Consider the following 21,530-nt stretch of genomic DNA (forward strand, 5'->3'; position numbering starts at 1 on the left):
CATGCTGTGGATCGGGACCTCGGGATGGCAGTACCGGGACTGGCGGCCGGACAAGGGCGCCGACGACACCGGCTACCTCTATCCGGGCGGGCTGCCGCAGCGGCTGTGGCTGGAGCACTACGCGGAGCGGTTCGACGTGGTGGAGGTGAACAACGCCTTCTACCGGCTGCCCGAGCGGGACACCTTCGCGCAGTGGCGCGACCGGACCCCGGACGGGTTCCGGATCGCGGTGAAGATGAGCCGCTACCTGACGCACATCAAGCGGCTGCGGGAGCCGGCCGAGCCGGTGGCGCGGTTCCTCGGGCGGGCCGAGGCGCTCGGCGACAAGCTGGGACCGGTGCTGCTCCAGCTGCCGCCGACGCTGCGCGCCGACCTGGACGCCCTGGACGAGACGTTGCGGCAGTTCCCGGCCGGGGTACGGGTGGCGGTCGAGCCCCGGCATCCCACCTGGTTCACCCGCGACTGCGAGGAGCTGCTGCGCGGCCACGGCGCCGCGCTCTGCTGGGCGGACCGGTGCGGGCGCCCGATCACCCCGCTCTGGACCACGGCCGGATTCGGCTACCTGCGGCTGCACGAGGGGCGGGCCAAGCCGTGGCCGAGGTACGGGCGGCAGTCGTTGCGCGCGTGGTTGGACCGGCTCGCCGTACCCGAGACGTTCGTCTTCTTCAACAATGACCCGGGCGGTGCCGCGGTGATCGACGCCGGTGTCCTGGCGGCGGAAGCCGCCCGGCGTGGCCTCGAGGCCACGAAGGCGCCGGCGGTCAGTCCGCGGCCTTCAGCAGATCGATGAGGGTTGACGCATTGCGTTGTGCGTAATCGCGGTAACAGTTGTTCAGCAACGCATGGGTGACGTCGGTCTCATCGGCGAGCGACTTCAGTTTCGGGACCCATTCGGCGAGTTCGGCGTCGGAATAGCGATATCCGAACTTCTCGTGGATGTCCTTGCTGGTCCACTTCTCGCTGTGGCCGTGGAATCGGACCACCGCGACATCGGCGGTCGCCACCGCCAGTGGCGGAACGGACGACTTGTGGCCCTGTGGCATGTCGACACAGACGTACGCCAGCTTGTGCGCCCGGAGGAATTCGATGGTCTCCGCACGGTTGCCGCCGTCGAACCAGGAGGCGTTGCGGAACTCGAAGACCGGCCGCAGCGGCTTGCAGCGTGCCGTCACCTCGAGCAGGTAATCCTTGTTGGACCTGCGGATGCCGAACCACGGCGGGAACTGGAAGAGCAGCGTCCCCAGCTTGCCGGCCGTCACCAGCGGGTCCAGTGCGCTGAGGAAACGGGTCCACACCTCCTCGTACGCCTGCGGCGGCAGGTCCTGCGGGTAGACGCTGGCCTTGTCCGTCTCCGGCCGCAGGTCCTTGTAGAGCGCGGACACCTTGGTCGGATGGCCGGTCAGCAGGCTGAACGCCTTGATGTCGAAGGTGAATCCGTCCGGCGTCCGCTCCGCCCACAGCTTCGTGGTCTGCTCACTGGGCGGGCCGTAGTAGGTGGCGTCCACCTCGACGATCGGGAAGTGCCTCGCGTAGTGCGCCAGCCGCTTCTCCGGGGTGTCCGCCGCCTGCGGGTACCACCCCGAGGCGAGCAGCGTCTTGTCGGTCCACGACGCGGTGCCGACCCGGATCTCACCCATCAAGGTCCCTCCTCCGGGCCCGCCGGTGAGCAGGCCCGGAAACGGGGCGTCAGCTGGCCCGGCGCTCGCGGACCTGCTTGCAGTTCACACACGTGGTGGCCGACGGGAACACTTCCAGGCGCTCCACCGGAATCGGGTTCGAGCAGCCTTCACAGTTGCCGTAGGTGCCCTCGTCCAGGCGATGGATGGCGTGCTCCGCCTGAGTCCGCCGGTCCAGCAGGGTCTTCAGCAGCGAGGTCGCCGCGTCGCGCTCGGCCGTCTTGGACCCGCTGTCGGCCTGATCGTCGCCGGCCGCGTCGCCGATCTCGACCAGCCGCAACCGATGGTTCTGCGCGACCGCTTCCTCGTACTCGGTGTTGAGCTCCTCGAACCGGCTCCGCAGCAGCGTCCGGATCTGGTCGATCTCCTCGGCCGAGCGCCCCTTCGCCGTGCCCGCGCCCTTACCCGTAACAACCGCTCCGTTGACGAGCATCAGTCCCCCTGCCCTTCACTCAGCCCCAGCCGGTGGGCCGTGCGCCGGGTCACCCTCGTCCCGGTCCGGCTCGATGTGCGGAGCCGCTCGATACCCACCGTCCGGGGGCCCCAAACGGGACCCCCGCGAAAAAGTAACCGGAGCATAACTGTCAGTGGTTGAATCCGCCACGGACTCGGCCATTGGGTCTTTGTGCCGACGATCACCACGCCGGCTCGACCACCGCCGGCCGGCGCGGGTCGTCGAGACGTATGACCAGGTCAGCGAAGGTTTGCGGGGCAACCTCGGCGGAGTACCGCCAATAGGCGGGCAAGGTCCACTGCTGGTCGGCCCCGGTGCGCCGGGCCAGTGCGGCGGCGGAGACCTCAAGGTGGACGGTGAAGTCGAACGGGAGGCCGGAGCCGAGCAGCAACGGGCCGCTGACCAGCACGATCGCGTTCGACGGGAGCTCGGTGTACGGCTCGCGGGCGGCCCGGTCCACGCCCGCGTCCCAGAGCCGCGGCAGGATCCGCCCGGAACCGTCCGGGGCCGCCGGGACGAGCACCTCCCGGATCAGGCCGGCCTCGTCGAACCAGCCGGCGTAGAACGAGTCCGGGTTGGTGCGCCCGAACTCCAGGCGCAGCGAGGCGGGCCGCAGGAAGTCCCTGGTGTCGATCCGGACGGCCGGGCGGCCACGCACCCGCAGCGGGTCCACCAGGGCGTCGGCCAGGCGGGCCGGATCGGCGGCGTCCGCACCGTCGATCGCCACCCGGACCCTAGTGTCGGATTCCCGACTGGCGAGCCGGTCGGCCAGGTCGTCGACGAGGGCGGGGAAGGACACCGGACGCACGCGCATGCGGCAATGGTGTCAGGCGACGATCAAGATCCGGGCGTCGTCGGCCAGCCGGTAGCCCACCCCGTAGACCGTGGTGATCAGCGGCAGGTTGGGGCCCAGCTTGAGCCGCAGCCGGCGGACGTGGACATCGACCGTCCGCTCCCCGGCCCGCTCGTAGCCCCAGACGGCGGCGAGCAGCTGGGCCCGGGTGAAGACGCGGCGGGGCCGCTCGGCCAGGTAGAGCAGCAGGTCGAACTCGAGCCGGGTGAGCGGCAGCTGGGCGCCGTCGAGCAGCGCCTGCCGGGACCCGGTCAGCAGCCGCACCTCCGGGCCGTCCGGCACCGGCTCGGACGCCTCGGGCGTCTCGGCGACCGGCTCGACGGTGACCGTGCCGCGGCTCAGCTCGACCAGCTCCCGGACCGCGGCCAGCAACCGGTGGGCCTGTGGTGATATCGCGTCCCCGCTCAGGGGAATGGCGAGCGTCACGGTCAACGCCGGTTCGGTGACGCGCCGGCCGGGACCCCGGCCGGGTCCGGAACGGCGATCGGCACGCGGCGACAATGCGCTGACCGGCATTGAGACATCCCCCAGAATTTGTTGCGGCAAGCGAATACGACTGATCACTGTGCGTAAAGCGGGGACGATATTTCCGGTCGGCTGACGCATGGGTCAAGTCGCCAACCACAGTGTGGGAAACACGTTCCATGTTCGGGGTCTATTCACGACGGTGGAGATCATGTCAAGGCGAGCGGCGATTAAGCCTGATTGTTCACGGTCACAGAAATGCATTCCGGGAACGTTTTCTGTCAGCCTCATTAAAGATTGCCGAACGTGGGTAGCCTCCACCCGTGGCAGAGCTGGATGACGAGACGATCGCGTACGCCCATCGGATGTTCGACCTGGCGCGCTCCGGCGCCACCGCGGACCTGGCCGCACAGGTGGCGGCCGGGCTGCCGGCGAACCTGACCAATGAGAAAGGCGACACGCTGCTGATCCTGGCGGCGTACCACAACCACCCGGACACCGTGGCGGCCCTGCTGGAGCACGGCGCCGAACCGGACCGGGCCAACGACCGCGGCCAGACAGCGCTGGGCGCGGCGGTGTTCCGGCAGAACGCGGAGACGGTGCGGGCGCTGCTGGCGGCGGGGGCGAGCCCGCACGCGGGCGGACCGTCGGCGGTGGAGACCGCGGCCTTTTTCGGCCTTCCGGAGATGACCGCGTTGCTGGACGGGGGCGCCGGGCAGGCGCCCCCGCGAGACGCCTAGTCGCCGGTGAGGCGGCGGCCGACGGCCGCGATGAGCCGGTCCAGCTCGGATCCGAACGGGTTGTCGTGCACCAGGTACGTCCAGGTGGCGCTGGGCCGGACCATCTCGGCCCGGTCCGGCACCCAGCCGTCGGAGAGGTCGACCTCGTCGAACGTCTCGATGGTGCGCGCCTCGACCTGGGTCAGCAGCTCCTGGAAGGCCGGCACGGCGGAGCGGTGGAACTCGTCGAGCGGGTCCAGCTTGCCCAGCGCGCGCAGGTGCACGCCCTCCCGGACCTCGGAGAGGAACGCCAGGTGCTCGGCCCAGAGCCGGTCCAGGTGGTACAGCGCGATCGCCCGGGCCGACTCGGAGAGCACGTCCTCGTCGGTGTCCTTGGCCTTCTCCGGCGACTTCTCGAGCAGCATGATCGCGGCGACCTCGGAGGTGAGCAGCCGCTCCCGGCGCTCGGCCAGCAGCAGGCGCTGCTGCTCGATCACCACGCTGTACCGCCAGGTGTTCTTGTGGATCTCGTGGTTCACGCCCTCGGCGACCCGCTGGGCGTGCTCGACCGCGTAGTCCACCTGCGAGTCGTGCACGACACCGTCGATGTCCATCCGCGGTGAGGCGGGCAGGATGTCACCGGCGTGCCGGACGACCAGCTCGTCCTCCAAGCTGACGAAGAACACCGAGCGGCCCGGGTCGCCCTGCCGGCCGGCCCGGCCGCGCAGCTGGTCGTCGACACGGCGGCTGTCGTGCCGGCCGGCGCCGATCACGTACAGGCCGCCGAGCTCGACCACCCGCTCGCGGTCCTTCTCGTCGCTGCCGCCCAGGCGGATGTCGACACCGCGGCCGGCCATCTGGGTGGAGACGGTGACCGCGCCGAGCGCACCGGCCTCCGCGATGATCGCCGCCTCCTCGGCGTCGTTCTTCGCGTTCAGCACGTTGCACGGCACACCGGCGTCGCCGAGCTGCCGGGCCAGCAGCTCGGAGGCCTTCACGTCCAGGGTGCCGATCAGCACCGGTCGGCCCGACTCGTGGGCGATCTTGATTTCCTCGACCAGGGCCTCGTCGCGCGTCTCGTGCGCCGAGTAGATCCGGTCCGGGTCGTCCTCGCGGATGTTCGGGGTGTTCGGCGGGATCACCGCCACCTCGAGCTTGAAGTACTCGCGCAGCTGCTCACCGACGTGCACCGCGGTCGCGGTCATGCCGCACACCGTCTTGTAGAGGGCGATGAACGCCTGCACCGTGAGGGTGTCGAGCACCTCGCCCTCGGCCGTCGAGTTGAGGCCCTCCTTGGCCTCCACCGCGGCCTGCAGGCCGTCCGGCCAGCGGCGGCGCTGGGCGACCCGGCCGCGCATCTCGTCGATCAGCTCGACGCCACCGTCGCGGACGATGTAATCGACGTCGCGGCGCAGCAGCGCGTGGGCGTGCAGCGCCACGTTCACCGCGGACAGGTGCTCGACCTGGTCGTCGGCGTACAGGTCGATGCCGCCGAGCTGCTCCTCGAGGTGCTTGAGGCCGTCGTCGGTGAAGGCGACGCTGCGGCCGTCCTCGGCCACCTCGTAGTGCTTGCCCTTGCGCAGGGTCCTCATCAGCGCGGCGGCCTCGTGCACCGGGTCGCTCTCGGTGGCGACGCTGCCGGCCAGCACCATCGGCACCCGGGCCTCGTCGATCAGGATCGAGTCGGCCTCGTCGACGATCGCGGTGGCCAGCTCCCGCTGCACCCGGTCAGCCACGTCGGTGACCAGCTGGTCGCGCAGGTAGTCGAAGCCGGCCTCGCTCACCGAGACGTACGTGACGTCGGCCAGGTACGCCTCGCGCCGCTCCTCCGGGGCCATCGACTCGGTCACCCAGGCCACCGTGAGGCCGAGCAGCGTGTAGATCGGCTCCATCCACTCGGCGTCACGGCGGGCCAGGTAGTCGTTGACGGTGAGCACGTGCACCGGGCCGTTGCCGAGCCGGGTGTGCCCGTACGCCGCGACGGTCGCGGTGAGCGTCTTGCCCTCACCGGTGGCCATCTCGGCGACCCGCTTGTCGAGCAGCGCCATGGCGCCGAGCAGCTGCACGTCGTACGGCCGCTGGCCGATCGCGCGGCGGGCGGCCTCCCGGCCGATCGCACAGATCTCGACGTAGTCGGCCGCCTCGCGCGCGGCCTCGGTCAGCGCCGCGTCGTCCAGCTCCTTCAGCGCGTCCTCACGCGCTTCGATCGCGCTGAGCCGCTTCTCCAGCGGCCCGAGGTCCACCGTCGTGCCCGGACGCTGGAGAAACTTGCGGAACCGGCTCTTCAGCCGCTGCGACACACCCATGGCGCGCAACGGTACTTCATTTCGCTGAGTCTCAGGTTCCGGACTCCCCGGTGCCAGTCATTCCGGTGGCTCAGAACGAGATCACCGCCTGGAGCTCCTGGCGGCGCCGCTCGGCGAGATCGTGCAGGAGCGCCGGCGCCTCGTCGAACGGGACGACCGCCGTGATCATGTGCTTACGGATCGTCTCGCCCTCGGCACGGAGCAGATCGACGGTGGCGGCGGAGAGCCGTTCCCGGTCCCAGGAGTGGGCCAGCCCCCGGGGCACCCGGCCGATCTGCGCGCAGCGTACGCCGAGGCCGTTGTGGTGGAACTCCTCGCCGAGCCGGACCTCGTCCGCGCCACCCGGATAGAAGGCCAGGTCGATGACCGTGCCCTGCGGGCGCAGCAGGCGCAGCCCGAGGTGCAGTGCGGCGGCCTGGCCGCGGCACTGGAAGACCACGTCGGCGCCGCGGTCGCCGTCGGCGTGCCGCCACCGGGTCTTGAGCGTGACCGCGGCGTCCGGCGCGTCCGGACCGGTGTCAAGGGTGTCCAGGCCGAGCGCCTCGGCGATCTTCAGGCGCTGCGCGGTCGGGTCCAGCACGACCACCGAGGCGGCGCCGTGCGCCCGGGCGAGCAGGGCGGTGAGCAGGCCGACCACGCCGGCGCCGACGACCGCCACCCGGGCACCGAGGACCCCGTCGGACAGCGAGCGCACGGCCGGGCCGTACCGGTCGGCGGCCGCGTGCAGCAGGCCGTTCGCGCAGATCGGGCCCATGTGCGCGACGTAGACGCCGAGGATCGGGTCGAGGCCGGCGGGCAGCGGCACCACCCGGTCCCGCAGCGGATGGCCGTTGTACCCGGTCCGGTGCCCGTAGGTCATCGCGACCACGGTGCCGTCCGGGAACGCGGCGGTACGGCTCTGCTCGACCTCGGCGACCTCCATGTAGCCGAGGCGGGTCACCGGGTAGGCCTGCTCGGGCGGCGCGCCGAACAGACCGAGGCCGGCGTCGAAGCCGGTGTGCAGCGCCGGGTTGGTGCCCTTCAGGAAGGTGAGCTCGGTGCCGGCGGAGACCCCGCTGAACAGGGTCCGGGCCCGGAAACCGCCGTCCGGCACCGGCTCCGCCGGCACCTCGGCGATCTCCACACGGCCGGGACCCGAGACGATCAGATTGCGATCAGGCATGGACGGCCTCCGGGCGGACCGGGCGGCCGGTCGCCGCCGATTCGGCGACGGCGAGAGCGACAGCATGGGTACGCAGAGCCTCGGCGTACGGGACCCGCACGTCGTCCTCCTCGCCACGGACCGCGCGGACGAACGCCCGATCGACGGCCTGGTGCGCGGTCGCCGGTTCGCACGGCAGCGTCACGGTGCCGGTCTCGTCGCGGATCACCAGTTCGCTCTCGGTGAAGGCCAGGGCCAGGCCGTCGGCGTACACCTCCAGGCCGGCCCGCTGCTTCCAGCCCAGCACGCAGGTGGCGGCCAGGTTGCCCACCGCTCCGCTGGCGAACCGCAGCACCGCCGTGGTGGCGCCGTCCACGTCCGCCCCGTCGACCGGCGGCGGGGTCCCGTTGCCGTACGCGAACACCTCGTCCACCTCCCCGCCGAGGTGCCGGGCCAGGTCGAGGACGTGGGCCGCCTGCTCGACCACCGGCCCGCCGGACTTGTCGGCCCGCGGCCACCAGGCGACCGGCGGCACCTTGTCCAGCCAGGCGCCGGTGATCAGGCGGATCGGCCGGCCGGCGAGCATCTCCCGGGCCCGCTCCACGGTGGGCAGATAACGCCAGTGATGGCCGACCGCGGTACGAAGATCCGCCTTAGCGATGAGACCGGATATTTCGGTCGCTGTGCTGAGATCGATTGAAATGGGCTTTTCCACGAACATCGGCAGGCCGGCCGCGATCACCGCTCGCTCCGCGTCACCGTGAGCGAACGGGGGCACGCAGACGTAGACGGCGTCCGGGCCCGAGTCGATCAGTTCCGCGACGGAGGCGTACGCCCGCGCGCCGTGCTCGTCCGCGAGTGCCCGGGCCGCGTCGGCCACCACGTCGGTCACCCCGGTCACCTGCACGTCCGCCAGTCCGGAGAGGACCCTCGCGTGCCGGGCCGCCACTCCGCCGGCACCTACCAGACCAATCCGTGTCTTCGCCATCCGCTCCCCTGCTCCCTGTCGGCACGATCGGCGGGTTCTGTATCCGGGTAGCCCCGCACCGAAACGCTCGGCAGTGGATGGTTGCTGTGCGAAGTGTGTTCGTAACCATCCGGAAAGATTGATATCCACACACAGTGGGAACTCAGCGGCGGCGGATTTGTCGACCTTGGGGGAACGCCGATGTGGCACTCGAACACGACCGTCTCGCCGATCGTGGAGGCGTGGACGACGTACCGGACCGGGCGCGCCGGTCAATGGACGCCGGAGCAACTGGCCGTGGCCAAGAGGCATGACCGGGTCAGCGTGGTGATCCCGGCCCGGAACGAGCAGGCGACGATCGGGGCGATCGTCGCCACCATCCGCGCCGAACTCGCCGAGCGGGTCCCGCTGGTGGACGAGATCCTGGTGGTCGATTCGCGCTCCACCGACGCCACCGCCGCCGAGGCACGGCGGGCCGGTGCGCGGGTGGTCAGCCAGGACCGGATCACCCGGGGGCTGCCCCGGATGGAGGGCAAGGGCGACGCGCTCTGGGCCGGGCTGGCCGCCAGCTCCGGGGACGTGGTCGCGTTCGTCGACGGCGACCTGCGGGAGTTCTCCGCCCACTTCGTCACCGGGCTGCTCGGACCGCTGCTCACCGACAGCAGCGTCGAGTACGTCAAGGGCTTCTACCACCGGCCGCTGATCGGGCCGGTGAGCGTGGAGACCGACGGTGGTGGCCGGGTCACCGAGCTGGCCGCCCGCCCGCTGCTCAACCTCTTCTTCCCGGAGCTGGCCGGTTTCGTCCAGCCGCTCGCCGGCGAGTACGCCGGCCGACGCCGCACCCTGGAGCGGATCCCGTTCGTCTCCGGCTACGGCGTCGAGATCGGCATGCTGATCGACCTGGTCGATCTGGTCGGCCTCGACGCGCTCGCCCAGGTCGACCTCGGCGAACGCAAGCACCGGCACCAGGGCACCGAGGCGCTCGGCCGGATGGCCGCGCAGATCATGGTGACGGCCTGGTCGCGGATGCACCGGCGTGGCCTCACCACCGACCCAGTGCCGCCGTCGACCCTGCTCACCCAGTTCCGCCGGGGCGGTGACGAGGCGCTGCCCAACCTGGACCGGCAGATCGCCGTCGCCGACACCGGCGTGACCGAACGCCCGCCGCTGTCCTCCCTCGACCGCCGGGCGGTGGCCGCGTGAGAGTGCTGATGAACGCCGGGCCGTGGCTGCCGGTACCGCCGGCCGGGTACGGCGGCATCGAGAACATCGTCGCCACGCTGGTGCCCGAGCTGCGCCGGCTCGGCGTCGAAGTGGTGCTGGCCAGCGTCGGCGAGAGCACGCTGGAGGCCGACGGGCGGGTGCACGTCTTCGACCAGGGCCAGTTCGCGGCACTTCAGCGGCCGTACAACCAGGTGGTCGGTGTGGTCCAGGCGCACCAGCACGCGGTGGTGCGCGCGCTGCGCGAACGCGACGACATCGACCTGATCCACGACCACGTCGAGGCGGCCGGGCTGGTGACCCTCGCCACACTCGGCGGCGACGCGCCGCCCGCCCTGCACACCCTGCACTGGGACCTGCACAAACACCCCGGCCTGTACGGCACGTTCGACGGCGGCGCCCGGGTACGCGTCAACGGCGTCTCCGCCTCGCAGCTGGCCCGTGCCCCGCAGGCGCTGCGCGACCACTCGGTCGGGCACGTGCACCTGGCCACGCCACTGGCGGCCGAGCCGATGCCGGAGGTGACGAAGGACTCGTACGTCGTGGTGCTGGGCCGGATCAACCCGGGCAAGGGTCAGGACCTGGCCGCCCGGCTCGCCCACACGCACGGGTTCGACCTGGTGCTGGCGGGGCCGGTCGGCCCGTACCGGAACGCCGCCGAGCTCACCGCCGCGGACGGCGACCCGGCCGCGGCGCTCAACCCGGACGTGCGCTTCTGGCGGGAGAAGGTGGCGCCGCACGTCGACGGCGTACGCGTGCGGTGGGCCGGAACGGTGACCGGCCGCGACCGTGACCTGATGCTGGCCGGCGCCCGTGCCGCGCTGTTCCCGCTGCGCTGGGAAGAGCCGGGCGGTACCGCGGTGGTGGAGTCGCTGGCGCTCGGCGTGCCGGTGGTGGGCATCGCCCGTGGCTGCCTGCCGGAGCTGATCGAGGACGGGTTCAGCGGTCTGCTCACCGACGACGAGGAGGCCCTCGGGGAATTGGTGGGCAAGTCCGCCACCGTCGATCCGCGCGCCTGCCGGGCCGAGGCCGAGCGCCGGTTCACTCCGGCGGTGATGGCCGAGTCCTACCTGCGGCTGTACGAAGGGATCCGGAAGGGGACTTGACGTTTGCCGGGCCGGACCGGCGGGCACCTGAGTCTGCGTCTTACGCGCGGAGGGAGCGGCATGCCCAGCCAGCTCGTCTGCCGGCCGAAACGGGATCTGCCCGTGGCCGTGCTGGCGATCAGCGGCACCCTTGACCGGGTCACCGGGGACGCACTCGGCGCCGCGGTCCGCCGCAGCCTCGCCGTGCAACCGGTGAAACTGCTGCTGGACGTCGCCCGGCTCCGGATCGGCGATCCGCGCGCCCTGGCCACGCTGGGCTCCGTCGTCTGCCAGACGGCGGAGTTCCCGGCGGTGCCGATCGTGGTCTGCGGCGCGGACCCCGCCACCCAGCGGGCGCTCGCCACCACACCCGACTGCGCCGGCCTGGAGTTCGCGGCGGACTGCTCCCGGGCGCTCGCCGAGGCGGACGCCGAGCCGCGTGAGCCGGGCCTCCGGGTGCGATTACGGCCGGTTCCGGAGGCCTGCCGCCAGGTCCGGCAACTGGTCAGCCAGGCCTGCGCCACCTGGCAGCGCAACGACGTCACGACGACCGCCACGCTGGTCGCCACCGAGCTCGTCGCGAACGTGGTCCGGCACGCCCACACCACCATGGAGTTCACCCTGGGACTCCGCGACGGCCGCCTGACCATGGCGGTACGTGACGGCAGCCGCCGGTTGCCACGGCCGCTCGACCCCGCGGTGACCGACGCCGGCGGGCGCGGGTTACGACTGGTGCGCGATCTGACCGACGCCTGGGGGGTGCTACCCGTGACCGACGGTAAGGTGGTGTGGACCCAGCTCACGACTGGAGCCCCGGCGTGACCGACTCGTCACCGCAAGAGCATCGCGACCTCGTAGCGATCGGCGCCTCGGCAGGTGGCGTGGAGGCTCTGCGGGCCCTGGTGGCCGGGCTGCCGGCCGACTATCCGGGTTCGCTGCTCGTCGTGCTGCACGTCCCCCGGAGCGCACCGAGTGCGCTGGCCGGCATCCTGTCCCGCAGCGGGCCGCTGCCGGCCGCCACCGCCCAGGACGGCGACCCGCTGGTCGGCGGCCGGATCTACGTGGCTCCGGGCGACCATCATCTGCTCCTGATCGACGGGCACCTCCGGCTGAGCCGGGGCCCGGCCGAGAACGGGCACCGGCCCGCGGTCGACCCGCTGTTCCGCTCGGTCGCCCGGGTGGCCGGGCGCCGCGCGATCGGCGTCGTCCTCTCCGGGTCGCGCGACGACGGCGCGGCCGGGCTGGCCGCCATCGCCGCCGCCGGCGGAGCCACGGTCGTACAGGATCCCGAGGACGCCATCTATCCCTGGATGCCCAGGGCCGCGGTGGATCAGGTCAAGCCCGATCACATCGTGCCCGCCGCCGGGCTGGGCGGCCTGCTCGCCGCGATCACCGCGGCCGCGCTGCCGGCCGTGCCCGCGCTCGAAACCGATCCGCTGCTCAGCGCCGAGGTGGCGATCGCCGAGCTGAGGCCGGTCGACACCGACGAGTTCTCCGCCCCCGCTGGATACGGCTGCCCGGACTGCGGCGGAAGTCTCTTCCTGATCCACGAGAAGCCGATCCCGCGATTCCGCTGCCGGGTCGGGCACGCCTGGTCACCGGAGAGCCTCCTCGACGAGCAGGCGGCGACGCTCGAGAGCGCCCTGTGGCAGGCGCTGCGGGCGCTCGAGGAGAAGGCCACACTGAGCCGGCGGCTGGCGGCCAGGCGAGCCACGTCGGCCGCCGGTACGCAGTTCCGCGCCATGGCCGAGGACGCCGAGTCCGCCGGCGCGACCCTCCGCCAGCTGATCGCCCGCCTCGGTTCCACCGCGTCGCCGGAGGAATCCGCCAATTCGTGGCGCCCCACCGGGCGTGACGTACGGTAGCGTTCCCAGTCGTGCAAGAGATTGACCCGCACTTCGAAGCGCTGCTTCTCTACCTGAAGGAGTCGCGCGGCTTCGACTTCACCGGGTACAAGCGGTCCAGCCTCATGCGCCGGGTCAATCGCCGGATGAGCCAGATCGGCACGACCGCCTACCCGGAGTACCTCGACCACCTCCAGGTGCACCCGGACGAGTTCACCGCCCTGTTCAACACCATCCTGATCAATGTGACGGCGTTCTTCCGGGACGCCGACGCCTGGGAGTACCTGCGCGCCGAGGTGCTCGAACCGATGGTGGCGGCCAAGCCGGCCGAGTCGATGATCCGGGTCTGGTCCGCCGGATGCGCCTCCGGTGAGGAGGCCTACACGCTGGCCATGGCGCTGGCCGAGGTGCTCGGCGCCGAGCAGTTCAAGGAACGCGTCAAGATCTACGCGACCGACGTGGACGAGGAACAGCTCAACGAGGCCCGCCAGGCGACGTACGGCGAGCGCGAGGTGCAGAACGTGCCGTCCGCGCTGGTCGAGAGGTACTTCGAGCCGGTGAACGGCCGCTACACGTTCCGCAAGGACCTGCGCCGCTCGGTCATCTTCGGCCGCAACGACCTGGTGCAGGACGCCCCGATCTCCCGGATCGACCTGCTCACCTGCCGCAACACGCTGATGTACTTCAACGCCGAGACCCAGACGAAGATCCTCAGCCGGTTTCACTTCGCCCTCGCCGAGTCCGGCGTGCTGTTCCTCGGCAAGGCGGAGATGCTGCTCAGCCACGCCAGCCTGTTCACACCGATCGACCTCAAGCGCCGCGTCTTCCGGCGGGTTCCCCGCCTGTACGCCCCGCCCGGCGTCGCCTTCGCCGATCCGCCGCCGAACGCGGGAAGCCCAGTCACCGGTCTCGACGAGCTGCGCACCGAGGTCTTCTCGGCCAGTCCGCTGGCCCAGCTCGCGCTCACCTCCGACGGCCTGGTCGCCCTCTCCAACCGGCAGCTGGAGAAGATGTTCGGGGTGTCGTCACGCGACACCGGACGGCCGTTCCGCGATCTCGATCTCTCCTACCGTCCGGTTGAGCTACGCCGCTACATCGAGCAGGCCCAGCTGGAGCGCCGCGGTCTGCGGGTCAGCGACGTCGAGTACCACCGCGGCACCGATGTCAGCTACCTCGACGTGCAGATCAGCCCGCTGACCGGCGCCGACGGCAGCCTCCTCGGGGTGAACCTGATCTTCCACGACGTCACCGCGTCCCGCCGGCTCCAGGACGACCTGGAACACGCCAACCAGCAGCTGGAGGCGGCGTACGAGGAGCTTCAGTCCACGAACGAGGAACTGGAGACGACGAACGAGGAACTCCAGTCCACGGTCGAGGAACTGGAGACGACGAACGAGGAACTCCAGTCCACCAACGAGGAACTGGAGACCATGAACGAGGAACTCCAGTCCACCAACGACGAGCTGCAGAGCATCAACGACCAGCTGCGGATCAGCACCGGCCAGCTGGACGAGGCCAAGGTCTTCCTGGAGACGGTGCTGACCAGCCTGCAGGCGGGCGTCGCCGTGGTGGACCCGGATCTGCGGGTCCGGATGTGGAACCGGCACGCCGAGGACCTGTGGGGACTGCGGTCCGGCGAGGTGATCGGCCATCATCTGCTCAACCTCGACATCGGTCTGCCGGTCGACCGGGTCCGGCCGCTGCTGCGCGGGGCGCTGGGTGCGGACGGGGAGTCCGCGGAGATCCGGCTGGACGCCGTGAACCGGCGCGGGCGGGCCGTGACGGTACGTGTCGCCTGCACTCCGCTCCGGAGCCGCGACGGCGTACCGCGGATCGGTGACGGAGTAATCGTCGTGATGGAGACCGCCTGACGTTTGCCGCCACGGGCGCGGGGTAAGCGGCGACAGATCGGGGAGGCGGTGCGATGACGGTCCGGTGCAGGGTCCGCGGCGACGACGCCCGCCTGGCCCTTGTGGTGTCCGGCCGGCTTCAGCTCAGCGATGTCGCATCGCTGCGCGCGCAGATGTTCAAGTGCCTGACCGAGCAGCCCGAGGCACTCTTGATCGATCTCAGCGAGCTGCACGTCGACCAGCCGCTCGCGCTGGCGGTCTTCACGACGGTGCTCCGGCAGGCCGCCAGCTGGCCGGGCACACCGGTGCTGCTCTGCGGCCCGCCCCCGGCGACCCGGGACCTTCTGCTCACCGGCGCCTACCGGCAGTTGCCGCTGTTCTCCGGCATGGCCGCGGCACGGCGCCACATCACCGACGGCCGCCGGACCGTGCCCACGGTACGCGAGGAACTGCTTCCGATCAGCGGGTCCACCCGGCATGCCCGGGACGTCGTCACCGACGCCTGCCTGGGGTGGGATCTGCCCGGTCTGGTCGCCCCGGCCAGCCTGATCGTCACCGAGTTCGTCGGCAACGTCATCGATCACGCCAACACGATGATGACCCTGCGGATCTCGTTGCGCCCACGCCAACTGAACCTCGCGGTCCGGGACGGCTCCTCCGTGCAGCCACCTCCCCTGCGAACGCCCGCCCCGGAGAGTACGAGCGGGCGCGGGCTCCTGCTCGTGGACGCCCTCGCGGACTCCTGGGGTTGCCTGCCATCGGAAGGCGGCAAGGTGATGTGGGCGGCCTTGCGCCGCTGAACGCGGCGGAGTCAGCAGCGGCGCAGCACGCCTGCCAGGCCGGAGACGGCCAAGATCCGGGCGACGTACGGCTGAGCCCCGCTCACGCTGATGCCGGCGTTCGCCGCGGCCGCCGCCTGCGCCGCGTCCAGCAGCACTCCGACACCCGCCGCGTCGATCAGCGGCACCCCGGAGAGGTCCACGATCACCGAGACGACCCCGGGCGTGCCGATCGCGTGCCGCAGTCCGATCCGCAGCCGCTCCGCGGTGTCCCGGTCCACCTCGCCGCGCACCCGTACGGTGAGCGCGGCGCCGTCCCGTTCCACCGACACCTGCATGCCGGGATGCCCGGCCCGGGCCTCCCCGCCCTCCCAGCGCGGCGGCACGTCACTGAGCATCGCCTCACGCAACCAGGCCAGGGCCCGGCTGAGCAGCCGGGAAACGTGCATCTGCGAGATGCCCAGCTCGGCCGCGATCTCCGCCTGGGTGCGGTTGCCGTAGAACCGCATCGCCAGCATCCGGCGCTCCCGCGACGGCAGGCGCAGCAGCAGCTCGGCGACGGTGAGCTTGTCGGTCACCGCCTCCAGCTCGTCGTCGACGTCACCGAGCAGGTCACCGAACTCCTGGGCGCCGTCCCCGGCAACCGGCGCGTTCAGCGAGGCCGGCGCGTAGCCGGCGGCCGACTCGACCGCCTCCAGCACGGCCGATTCGCTCACCCCCAGCTGCTCCGCGAGCTCACCGGTCGTCGGGGTACGCGCGAGCGCGCTGGTCAGCACCATCGAGGCGTGCCCGACCTCCAGGCTGAGGTCCTGCACCCGGCGCGGCACGTGCACGCCCCAGGTACGGTCCCGGAAGTGCCGCTTCAACTCGCCGGAGATCGTGATGACCGCGTAGGCGGTGAACGAACCCCGCTCCGGGTCGTACCGGTCGACGGCCTTGACCAGGCCGAGCCGGGCCACCTGCTCGAGATCCTCGAGGTACTCGCCGCGGCCGCGGTACCGGCGGGCCAGCCGCGCGGCGAAGGGCAGGCAGTAGCGGAGCAGGTCCTCACGCAGCGACTCGAGTTGTACCGGGGAGGCGCCGGAACGGCGTTCGGCGTACGCGAGAGCGGCAGCGTCGAGATCCTCGAGGGCGTTCTCGGCCTGTTCGCCGGCGTGGTTCCGTGCGGGCATCGCATCCCTTTCCGGCACCGGTACGCGGGGAACCCGCCGCGCGGGCGCACGTCCCCTTAACGGGACGCTACTGCCCGGGCTACCACCCACCCAAACATCGTCAACCGACCGAGCGCTTCTCATCGTCACCCCTGCCGGTTCCGGCGCGGCGGAAGACCGCTCGGCGCCGACGACGGATCCTCCGGAGCCTCCGGAGCCGCCACCGCCGGCTCCGGGCGGACCTGGGCGCCGGCACGGCCGGGCAGCCCGGACGGCTGCTGACCCTCGTCCGACGGCGCGCCGTCCGCCGGTGGCTGACTGCCGGGTTGCTGAAGGCCAGGCTGCGGGGGGCCGGGCGGTGGGCTGGCCGGGTTGTGCTGGCCCATGTCCGGTGCCTGTAGCGGCGGGCGCTGCGGGGCCGCCTGTTGCGGGCCGCCGGGGTTGTGCTGGCCCATGTCCGGAGCCTGCAACCGTGGCCGGGCCGGCTGCCCCGGATTCTGCTGGCCCATGTCGGGAGCCCGCAGACCGGGCCGGGCGGCGTTCTGCTGACCCAGATCCGGCGCCTGCGAGACCGGACGGGCCGGCTGTCCCGGGCCGGCCTGAGCCGCCTGGTTGTGCTGGCCCATGTCGGGGGCCTGCAACGGGGACCGGGAGGCCGGCTGCTGACCCGCCGGGCCGGACTGCTGGCCCATGTCGGGAGCCTGCAACGGCGACCTGGTGGCCGGCTGCTGACCCGCCGGGCCGGATTGCTGACCCATGTCGGGTGCCTGCAACGGGGACCGGGAGGCGGGCTGCTGACCGGCCGGACCCGGCAGGGCCGTTTCGGGGGCAAGCAGCGGACGCTGCGAGTCCTCCGCGGCCTGGACCAGAGCGGCCGCGGACGGAAGGAACGAGGTGGGTTCTGCCGGCTCGGCGGCCGGGGTACTCTGCGGCGTCCCGGCGGGCGGCTGTGGCGGCGTACCCATGATGATCTCGGTGGCGCGGACCGGTCCGCCGCCGGCCGCCGGACGGGCGGACCGGGTGAACCGTGGCGCGTCCAGCGGGCTGTTCTGCTGGCTGTAGGGCGGCGGCTGCCGCATCAAGTCATCGGGATCGTCAACCGCGGGCGCGGCCACCTCGCCCGGCCGGCCCTGCGGCACACCGGCACCCGACGGCCCGAAAGCGGAAGCGGAAGCGGCCGGCGACGCACCGGCGATCACCGGCGAGACGCCGCCCGGAGCAACCTGCTCCGCTCCCGGCCGCTGCGCCGGTCCGCCTTGCGCGACATCAGCCAGCCCAGCATCCGCCGGCGCCGGAACGGCCTGCGCAATCCCCGCCTGCGCCGGACCCTCCTGCCCGAAACCAGGCTGCGCCGGACCATCCTGCGCGAAACCAGGCTGCGCCGGACCATCCTGCCCGAAACCAGGCGGTACCGGGCCACTCTGCGCCGGCTCGGCGTGGGCGGGACCCCCGCCCGCAGCGGATCCGGGCTGCGAAACGCCGACCACCCCCGGTCCGACCTGCGCGCTACCCCCTGCCACCTGGCCGGGCTGCGCAGAACCACCGCCGGCCGGCGGCCAGGGCGGCTGCACTTCCGTCCACTGCCCGCTATCGGGCCGAACGGCGGCCGGCGGCGCCACAGCGCCCGGGAACGCCGGCTCCTGCACGAAAGCCGCGAACGGCATATCGGCCCCAGACACGACAGGAGCCACCGGCGGCCTGTCGACTCCCGGCAGGGGGAAAGCCGCGGCAGGCGGGATGGAAGCTTGCGGCACGCCAGGCGTACCCGGACTCCCCTCTCCACCCAGCGGCGGCCACGATCCACCGGCCATCGCGGTCCCGGCAACCGGCGGCGGCCACCGACCGGCCTCCGCCCCACCCTCCTCGGAAACGGGCGGCTCAGCAGCCACCGGCGGCCACGAGTGAGCACCCCGAGGCGGCGCCGGCGACCCACCCCCGGATTCCGCGGACCCCCACGGCACCCCCGCATCCGGCGACGGCTCCTCAGGCACCACCCAGGGCGCGATCGCGGCATCCGGCAAGGGCACACCAGTACCCGGCAACGGTTCATCCGGCACGACCCAGGGCGGGACCGCGGCACCCGGCGACGGCTCCTCCGGCACCACCCAGGGCGGAATCGCGGCTTCCGGCGACGACACTCCAGCAGCCGGCAGCGGCGGAATCGACCCATTCGCCTCCCAGGGAGCCCCGGCTCCGGACGGCATCAGGCCACCCGCCGGCGAGGAAGGCGCGAGCCGGTCACCCGAAGCCGCCCTCTCCGGCTCCTCCCGGACCGGCGGCACGTACGCCGCACGAGCCGCCGCGATCAACCCGGACGCCTCAGCCATCCCGGCCGCTTCCAGCACCTCGGCGGCGGACAGGGCAATGCGGCAGGGCAGCGGTTCCCCACAGGCCGGGCATTCGGTCAGACCGTCGTGCGGGCCGAGGCCACCGCCGTGCGCCTCCACCATGTCCCGTGCCGTACGCGCCAGCACGCTCTCCGGTTTGACGTATGCGTCAGTCGCCGCCACTGCCATCGCCCCCAATCCCCGGCCCCGTCGTCAAGTTCACCTCGCGCGGCGTTCCCGCAGGGCGGCTTTGCACAGATCAGTGGGTATTCATGACGATCCGCCACGGCCGCCCGGGACAACGGGTATGCAGGAGAGGATCGGGGTCGGAATTCACTCACGGTGCTGAAGCATGTTCTCTCCGTAGCATTGAAAGGACATCCAGGAGGTGACCCCCCATGGACGACACCGAACTGCACCGCGAGCGGATCCTCCGGCACGTCAGTCCGATCATCACCGGCCGGTTCCTCGGCTATCAGGCCTCGTACACCCGCGAGATCCGGATCGGCCGGCCCCTGGCCCTCTTCGTCTTCGTGTCGGCCGGCATCGCGCAGATCATCGCCGCACTGCTGCGGATGCGACCGGTCCGGCGCACCCTCAAGGAACTCCGTAAAGGTCCGGAGTTCCTGGTGACCCCGGTCCGGCTGCGCGACGACCTCGGGCAGACGTACGAGATCGAGATGCACGGGCAGCTGCCGCAGTCCGCGCTGCACCGCGGCGATCTCGTGCAGGTCCGCACCCAGCCGCAGGCCGACCACACCCTGCCGGTGAAGCTGCTCCAGGTGGTGAACCTGACCACCATGCAACCGCTGACACCGCGCATCCCCACCCAGTGGTCCCACCTGGGTCCGGCCCTGCTGCTCCAGGCCGGGCTCGGCGTGACCATCCTGGGCGCGGTGCTGGCGGCCTGGCTGCGGTAAGCGTAGAACGACGCCCCGGCGGGTAACGGGCCGTCCATGCCGCACGCATGCGAACGCGCAACCAGCGGAGGCCCGTTGGCCGCCAGGCGAGAATGGACGCTCGCCGAGATGGGAACCGCAATAGACAGCCGTCATCATGAGGCCGGGGGAACGCCTCGCGCGCTCTCCTGGCGTCACTGACGGCTCGAAAGGTGGTGCGCGGTGGGCGAGAAAGTCGACCAGACCGAATTCAGCCGGGAGGACCGGACCCGGTACCGGCAGAAGATCCGGCGCAGCCTGGACGTGTTCGCGACCATGCTGCGGGAGGCCCGCTTCGAGTTCGAGCGGCCGCTGACCGGCATGGAGATCGAGCTCAATCTGATCGACGAGCACGCCGATCCGGCGATGCGCAACGTCGAGGTGCTGAAATCGATCGCTGATCCGGACTTCCAGACCGAGCTGGGACAGTTCAACATCGAGATCAATCTGCCTCCGCGGCGGCTCGCCGGTGACGACTTCGCCGAGCTGGAGCGCAGCCTGCGGGCCAGCCTGAACCAGGCGGAGCGGCACGCCCGGGCGGCCGGGACGCACATGGTGACGATCGGCATCCTGCCGACGCTGCGCCGCGAGCACCTCACCGGCGACGCGCTCACCACGAACCCCCGCTACCAGCTGCTCAACGAGCAGATCTTCGCGGCCCGCGGCGAGGACCTGGACATCCGCATCGACGGGGTGGACCGGCTGGCGGTCACCACGGACACCATCGCGCCGGAGGCGGCCTGCACCAGCACCCAGTTCCACCTGCAGGTGAGCCCGGCGCAGTTCGCCGCGTACTGGAACGCCGCCCAGGTGATCGCCGGCATACAGCTGGCGCTCGGCGCGAACTCACCGCTGCTGCTCGGCCGGGAACTGTGGCGGGAGACCCGGATCCCGCTCTTCGAGCAGGCCACCGACACCCGGTCCGAGGAGATCCAGGCGCAGGGCGTACGCCCGCGGGTGTGGTTCGGCGAACGCTGGATCACCAGCGTGTTCGACCTGTTCGAGGAGAACGTGCGGTACTTCCCCGCGCTGCTGCCGATCTGCGACGGCGACGACCCGGCGGACATCCTGGAACGCGGCGAGATCCCCGAGCTCAGCGAGTTGCGGCTGCACAACGGCACGGTCTACCGATGGAACCGGCCGATCTACGCGGTGGTCAACGGCCGCCCGCACCTGCGGGTGGAGAACCGGGTGCTGCCGGCCGGCCCGACGGTCGCCGACACCATCGCCAACGCGGCGTTCTACTACGGCCTGGTCCGCACGCTCGCCGAGGCCGACCGGCCGATCTGGACCCAGATGAGCTTCCAGGCCGCCGAGGAGAACTTCCACAACTGCGCCCGGCACGGCATCGACGCCAGCGTGTTCTGGCCCGGGCACGGCACCCTCCCGGTCACCGAGCTGGTGCTGCGCCGGCTGCTACCGCAGGCGGCGGCGGGCCTGGACGAGTGGGGCGTCTCGCCCACCCAGCGGGACCGGCTGCTCGGCATCATCGAGCAGCGCTGCCTGCTGCATCGCAACGGCGCGTCCTGGCAGGTGGACACCCTGCACGCCCTGGAGGCGCAGGGACACGACCGGCAGCAGGCGCTGCACGAGATGCTGCGCCGCTACCTCCCGCTCATGCACGAGAACATCCCGGTCCACGAATGGCCGGTAGCCACCTAGGACGGCGCCGGCAAGCACGGAAGGTCGCGTCAGGCATTCCACCCGCACGCACCTTTTCCGGTACGCGCAGCGACCGTCCCAAAAACGCGGGC

Annotated in this window: 19 protein-coding genes; 10 read left to right on the forward strand and 9 right to left on the reverse strand. The window is 71.6% G+C overall.

All coding sequences use genetic code 11. The annotated features are described in order from the left end of the window. Position 1: 1 nt before the first annotated feature. The gene (locus I4J89_RS39120; RefSeq protein ID WP_196419246.1) at positions 2-790 is read left to right on the forward strand and encodes a DUF72 domain-containing protein; all 789 of its coding nucleotides are present in this window, start codon (positions 2-4) and stop codon (positions 788-790) included. On the opposite strand, the gene I4J89_RS39125 is transcribed toward I4J89_RS39120, so the two are convergent. The 4 genes from I4J89_RS39125 to I4J89_RS39140 form a co-directional block, all read right to left on the reverse strand. Continuing rightward, positions 762-1,637 (reverse strand): DUF72 domain-containing protein, encoded by an 876-nt coding sequence (locus I4J89_RS39125; RefSeq protein ID WP_196419247.1) that lies wholly within the window; start codon positions 1,635-1,637, stop codon positions 762-764. The two genes, I4J89_RS39120 and I4J89_RS39125, sit on opposite strands and share 29 nt — an antisense overlap. A 49-nt stretch (positions 1,638-1,686) precedes the next feature. Continuing rightward, on the reverse strand, positions 1,687-2,109 hold the full coding sequence (locus I4J89_RS39130) for a TraR/DksA family transcriptional regulator (RefSeq protein ID WP_196419248.1): 423 nt from the start codon (positions 2,107-2,109) through the stop codon (positions 1,687-1,689). A 202-nt stretch (positions 2,110-2,311) separates the two neighbouring features. After that, a complete protein-coding gene (locus I4J89_RS39135) occupies positions 2,312-2,944 on the reverse strand; it encodes a nucleoside/nucleotide kinase family protein (protein WP_196419249.1) in 633 nt (210 codons plus the stop codon). 12 nt (positions 2,945-2,956) lie between these two features. Further along, positions 2,957-3,499, reverse strand: coding sequence for a winged helix-turn-helix domain-containing protein (locus tag I4J89_RS39140; protein WP_196419250.1), 543 nt, complete (start codon positions 3,497-3,499; stop codon positions 2,957-2,959). A 314-nt stretch (positions 3,500-3,813) separates the two neighbouring features. Here I4J89_RS39140 and I4J89_RS39145 point away from each other — a divergent pair, with 314 nt between their 5' ends. Then, positions 3,814-4,188, forward strand: coding sequence for an ankyrin repeat domain-containing protein (locus tag I4J89_RS39145; RefSeq protein ID WP_196419293.1), 375 nt, complete (start codon positions 3,814-3,816; stop codon positions 4,186-4,188). On the opposite strand, the gene secA2 is transcribed toward I4J89_RS39145, so the two are convergent. From secA2 to I4J89_RS39160, 3 genes are all read right to left on the reverse strand, one after another. Then, positions 4,185-6,473 carry an accessory Sec system translocase SecA2 gene (secA2, locus tag I4J89_RS39150; protein WP_196419251.1) on the reverse strand — a complete coding sequence of 763 codons (2,289 nt, stop codon included), beginning with the start codon at positions 6,471-6,473 and terminating at the stop codon, positions 4,185-4,187. The two genes, I4J89_RS39145 and secA2, sit on opposite strands and share 4 nt — an antisense overlap. Positions 6,474-6,543: 70 nt before the next feature. Continuing rightward, positions 6,544-7,635: a zinc-dependent alcohol dehydrogenase gene (locus I4J89_RS39155; RefSeq protein ID WP_196419252.1), complete on the reverse strand. Its 1,092-nt coding sequence runs from the start codon at positions 7,633-7,635 to the stop codon at positions 6,544-6,546. Next, positions 7,628-8,602 (reverse strand): Gfo/Idh/MocA family protein, encoded by a 975-nt coding sequence (locus tag I4J89_RS39160; protein ID WP_196419253.1) that lies wholly within the window; start codon positions 8,600-8,602, stop codon positions 7,628-7,630. The genes I4J89_RS39155 and I4J89_RS39160 overlap by 8 nt, the downstream gene beginning before the upstream one ends. A gap of 180 nt (positions 8,603-8,782) precedes the next feature. On the opposite strand from I4J89_RS39160, the gene I4J89_RS39165 reads away from it, so the two are divergent. The 6 genes from I4J89_RS39165 to I4J89_RS39190 are packed head-to-tail and all read left to right on the forward strand — an operon-like array spanning position 8,783 to position 15,381. Then, entirely contained in the window at positions 8,783-9,784 is a 1,002-nt protein-coding gene (locus I4J89_RS39165; protein ID WP_196419254.1) for a glucosyl-3-phosphoglycerate synthase, read from the forward strand. A gap of 8 nt (positions 9,785-9,792) precedes the next feature. Then, positions 9,793-10,908 (forward strand): glycosyltransferase, encoded by a 1,116-nt coding sequence (locus I4J89_RS39170; RefSeq protein ID WP_196419294.1) that lies wholly within the window; start codon positions 9,793-9,795, stop codon positions 10,906-10,908. 60 nt (positions 10,909-10,968) lie between these two features. Beyond that, the gene (locus I4J89_RS39175) at positions 10,969-11,709 is read left to right on the forward strand and encodes an ATP-binding protein (RefSeq protein WP_196419255.1); all 741 of its coding nucleotides are present in this window, start codon (positions 10,969-10,971) and stop codon (positions 11,707-11,709) included. After that, positions 11,706-12,752 (forward strand): chemotaxis protein CheB, encoded by a 1,047-nt coding sequence (locus I4J89_RS39180; RefSeq protein ID WP_196419256.1) that lies wholly within the window; start codon positions 11,706-11,708, stop codon positions 12,750-12,752. The genes I4J89_RS39175 and I4J89_RS39180 overlap by 4 nt, the downstream gene beginning before the upstream one ends. Before the next feature lie 11 nt (positions 12,753-12,763). Next, on the forward strand, positions 12,764-14,602 hold the full coding sequence (locus I4J89_RS39185) for a CheR family methyltransferase (protein WP_196419257.1): 1,839 nt from the start codon (positions 12,764-12,766) through the stop codon (positions 14,600-14,602). A 53-nt stretch (positions 14,603-14,655) separates the two neighbouring features. Then, complete coding sequence (locus tag I4J89_RS39190) at positions 14,656-15,381, forward strand: ATP-binding protein (protein ID WP_196419258.1); 726 nt, start codon at positions 14,656-14,658, stop codon at positions 15,379-15,381. An 11-nt stretch (positions 15,382-15,392) separates the two neighbouring features. On the opposite strand, the gene I4J89_RS39195 is transcribed toward I4J89_RS39190, so the two are convergent. Next, positions 15,393-16,532: a SigB/SigF/SigG family RNA polymerase sigma factor gene (locus I4J89_RS39195; protein WP_196419259.1), complete on the reverse strand. Its 1,140-nt coding sequence runs from the start codon at positions 16,530-16,532 to the stop codon at positions 15,393-15,395. Between the two features lie 125 nt (positions 16,533-16,657). Beyond that, complete coding sequence (locus tag I4J89_RS39200) at positions 16,658-17,710, reverse strand: hypothetical protein (protein ID WP_196419260.1); 1,053 nt, start codon at positions 17,708-17,710, stop codon at positions 16,658-16,660. A gap of 1,526 nt (positions 17,711-19,236) precedes the next feature. On the opposite strand from I4J89_RS39200, the gene I4J89_RS39205 reads away from it, so the two are divergent. After that, positions 19,237-19,758, forward strand: a complete 522-nt coding sequence (locus tag I4J89_RS39205; RefSeq protein WP_196419261.1) for a hypothetical protein — start codon at positions 19,237-19,239, stop codon at positions 19,756-19,758. Between the two features lie 201 nt (positions 19,759-19,959). Next, positions 19,960-21,438, forward strand: coding sequence for a glutamate-cysteine ligase family protein (locus I4J89_RS39210; protein ID WP_196419262.1), 1,479 nt, complete (start codon positions 19,960-19,962; stop codon positions 21,436-21,438). Positions 21,439-21,530: the final 92 nt, after the last annotated feature.

Source organism: Actinoplanes aureus (assembly GCF_015704865.1).
GTDB lineage: Bacteria > Actinomycetota > Actinomycetes > Mycobacteriales > Micromonosporaceae > Actinoplanes > Actinoplanes aureus.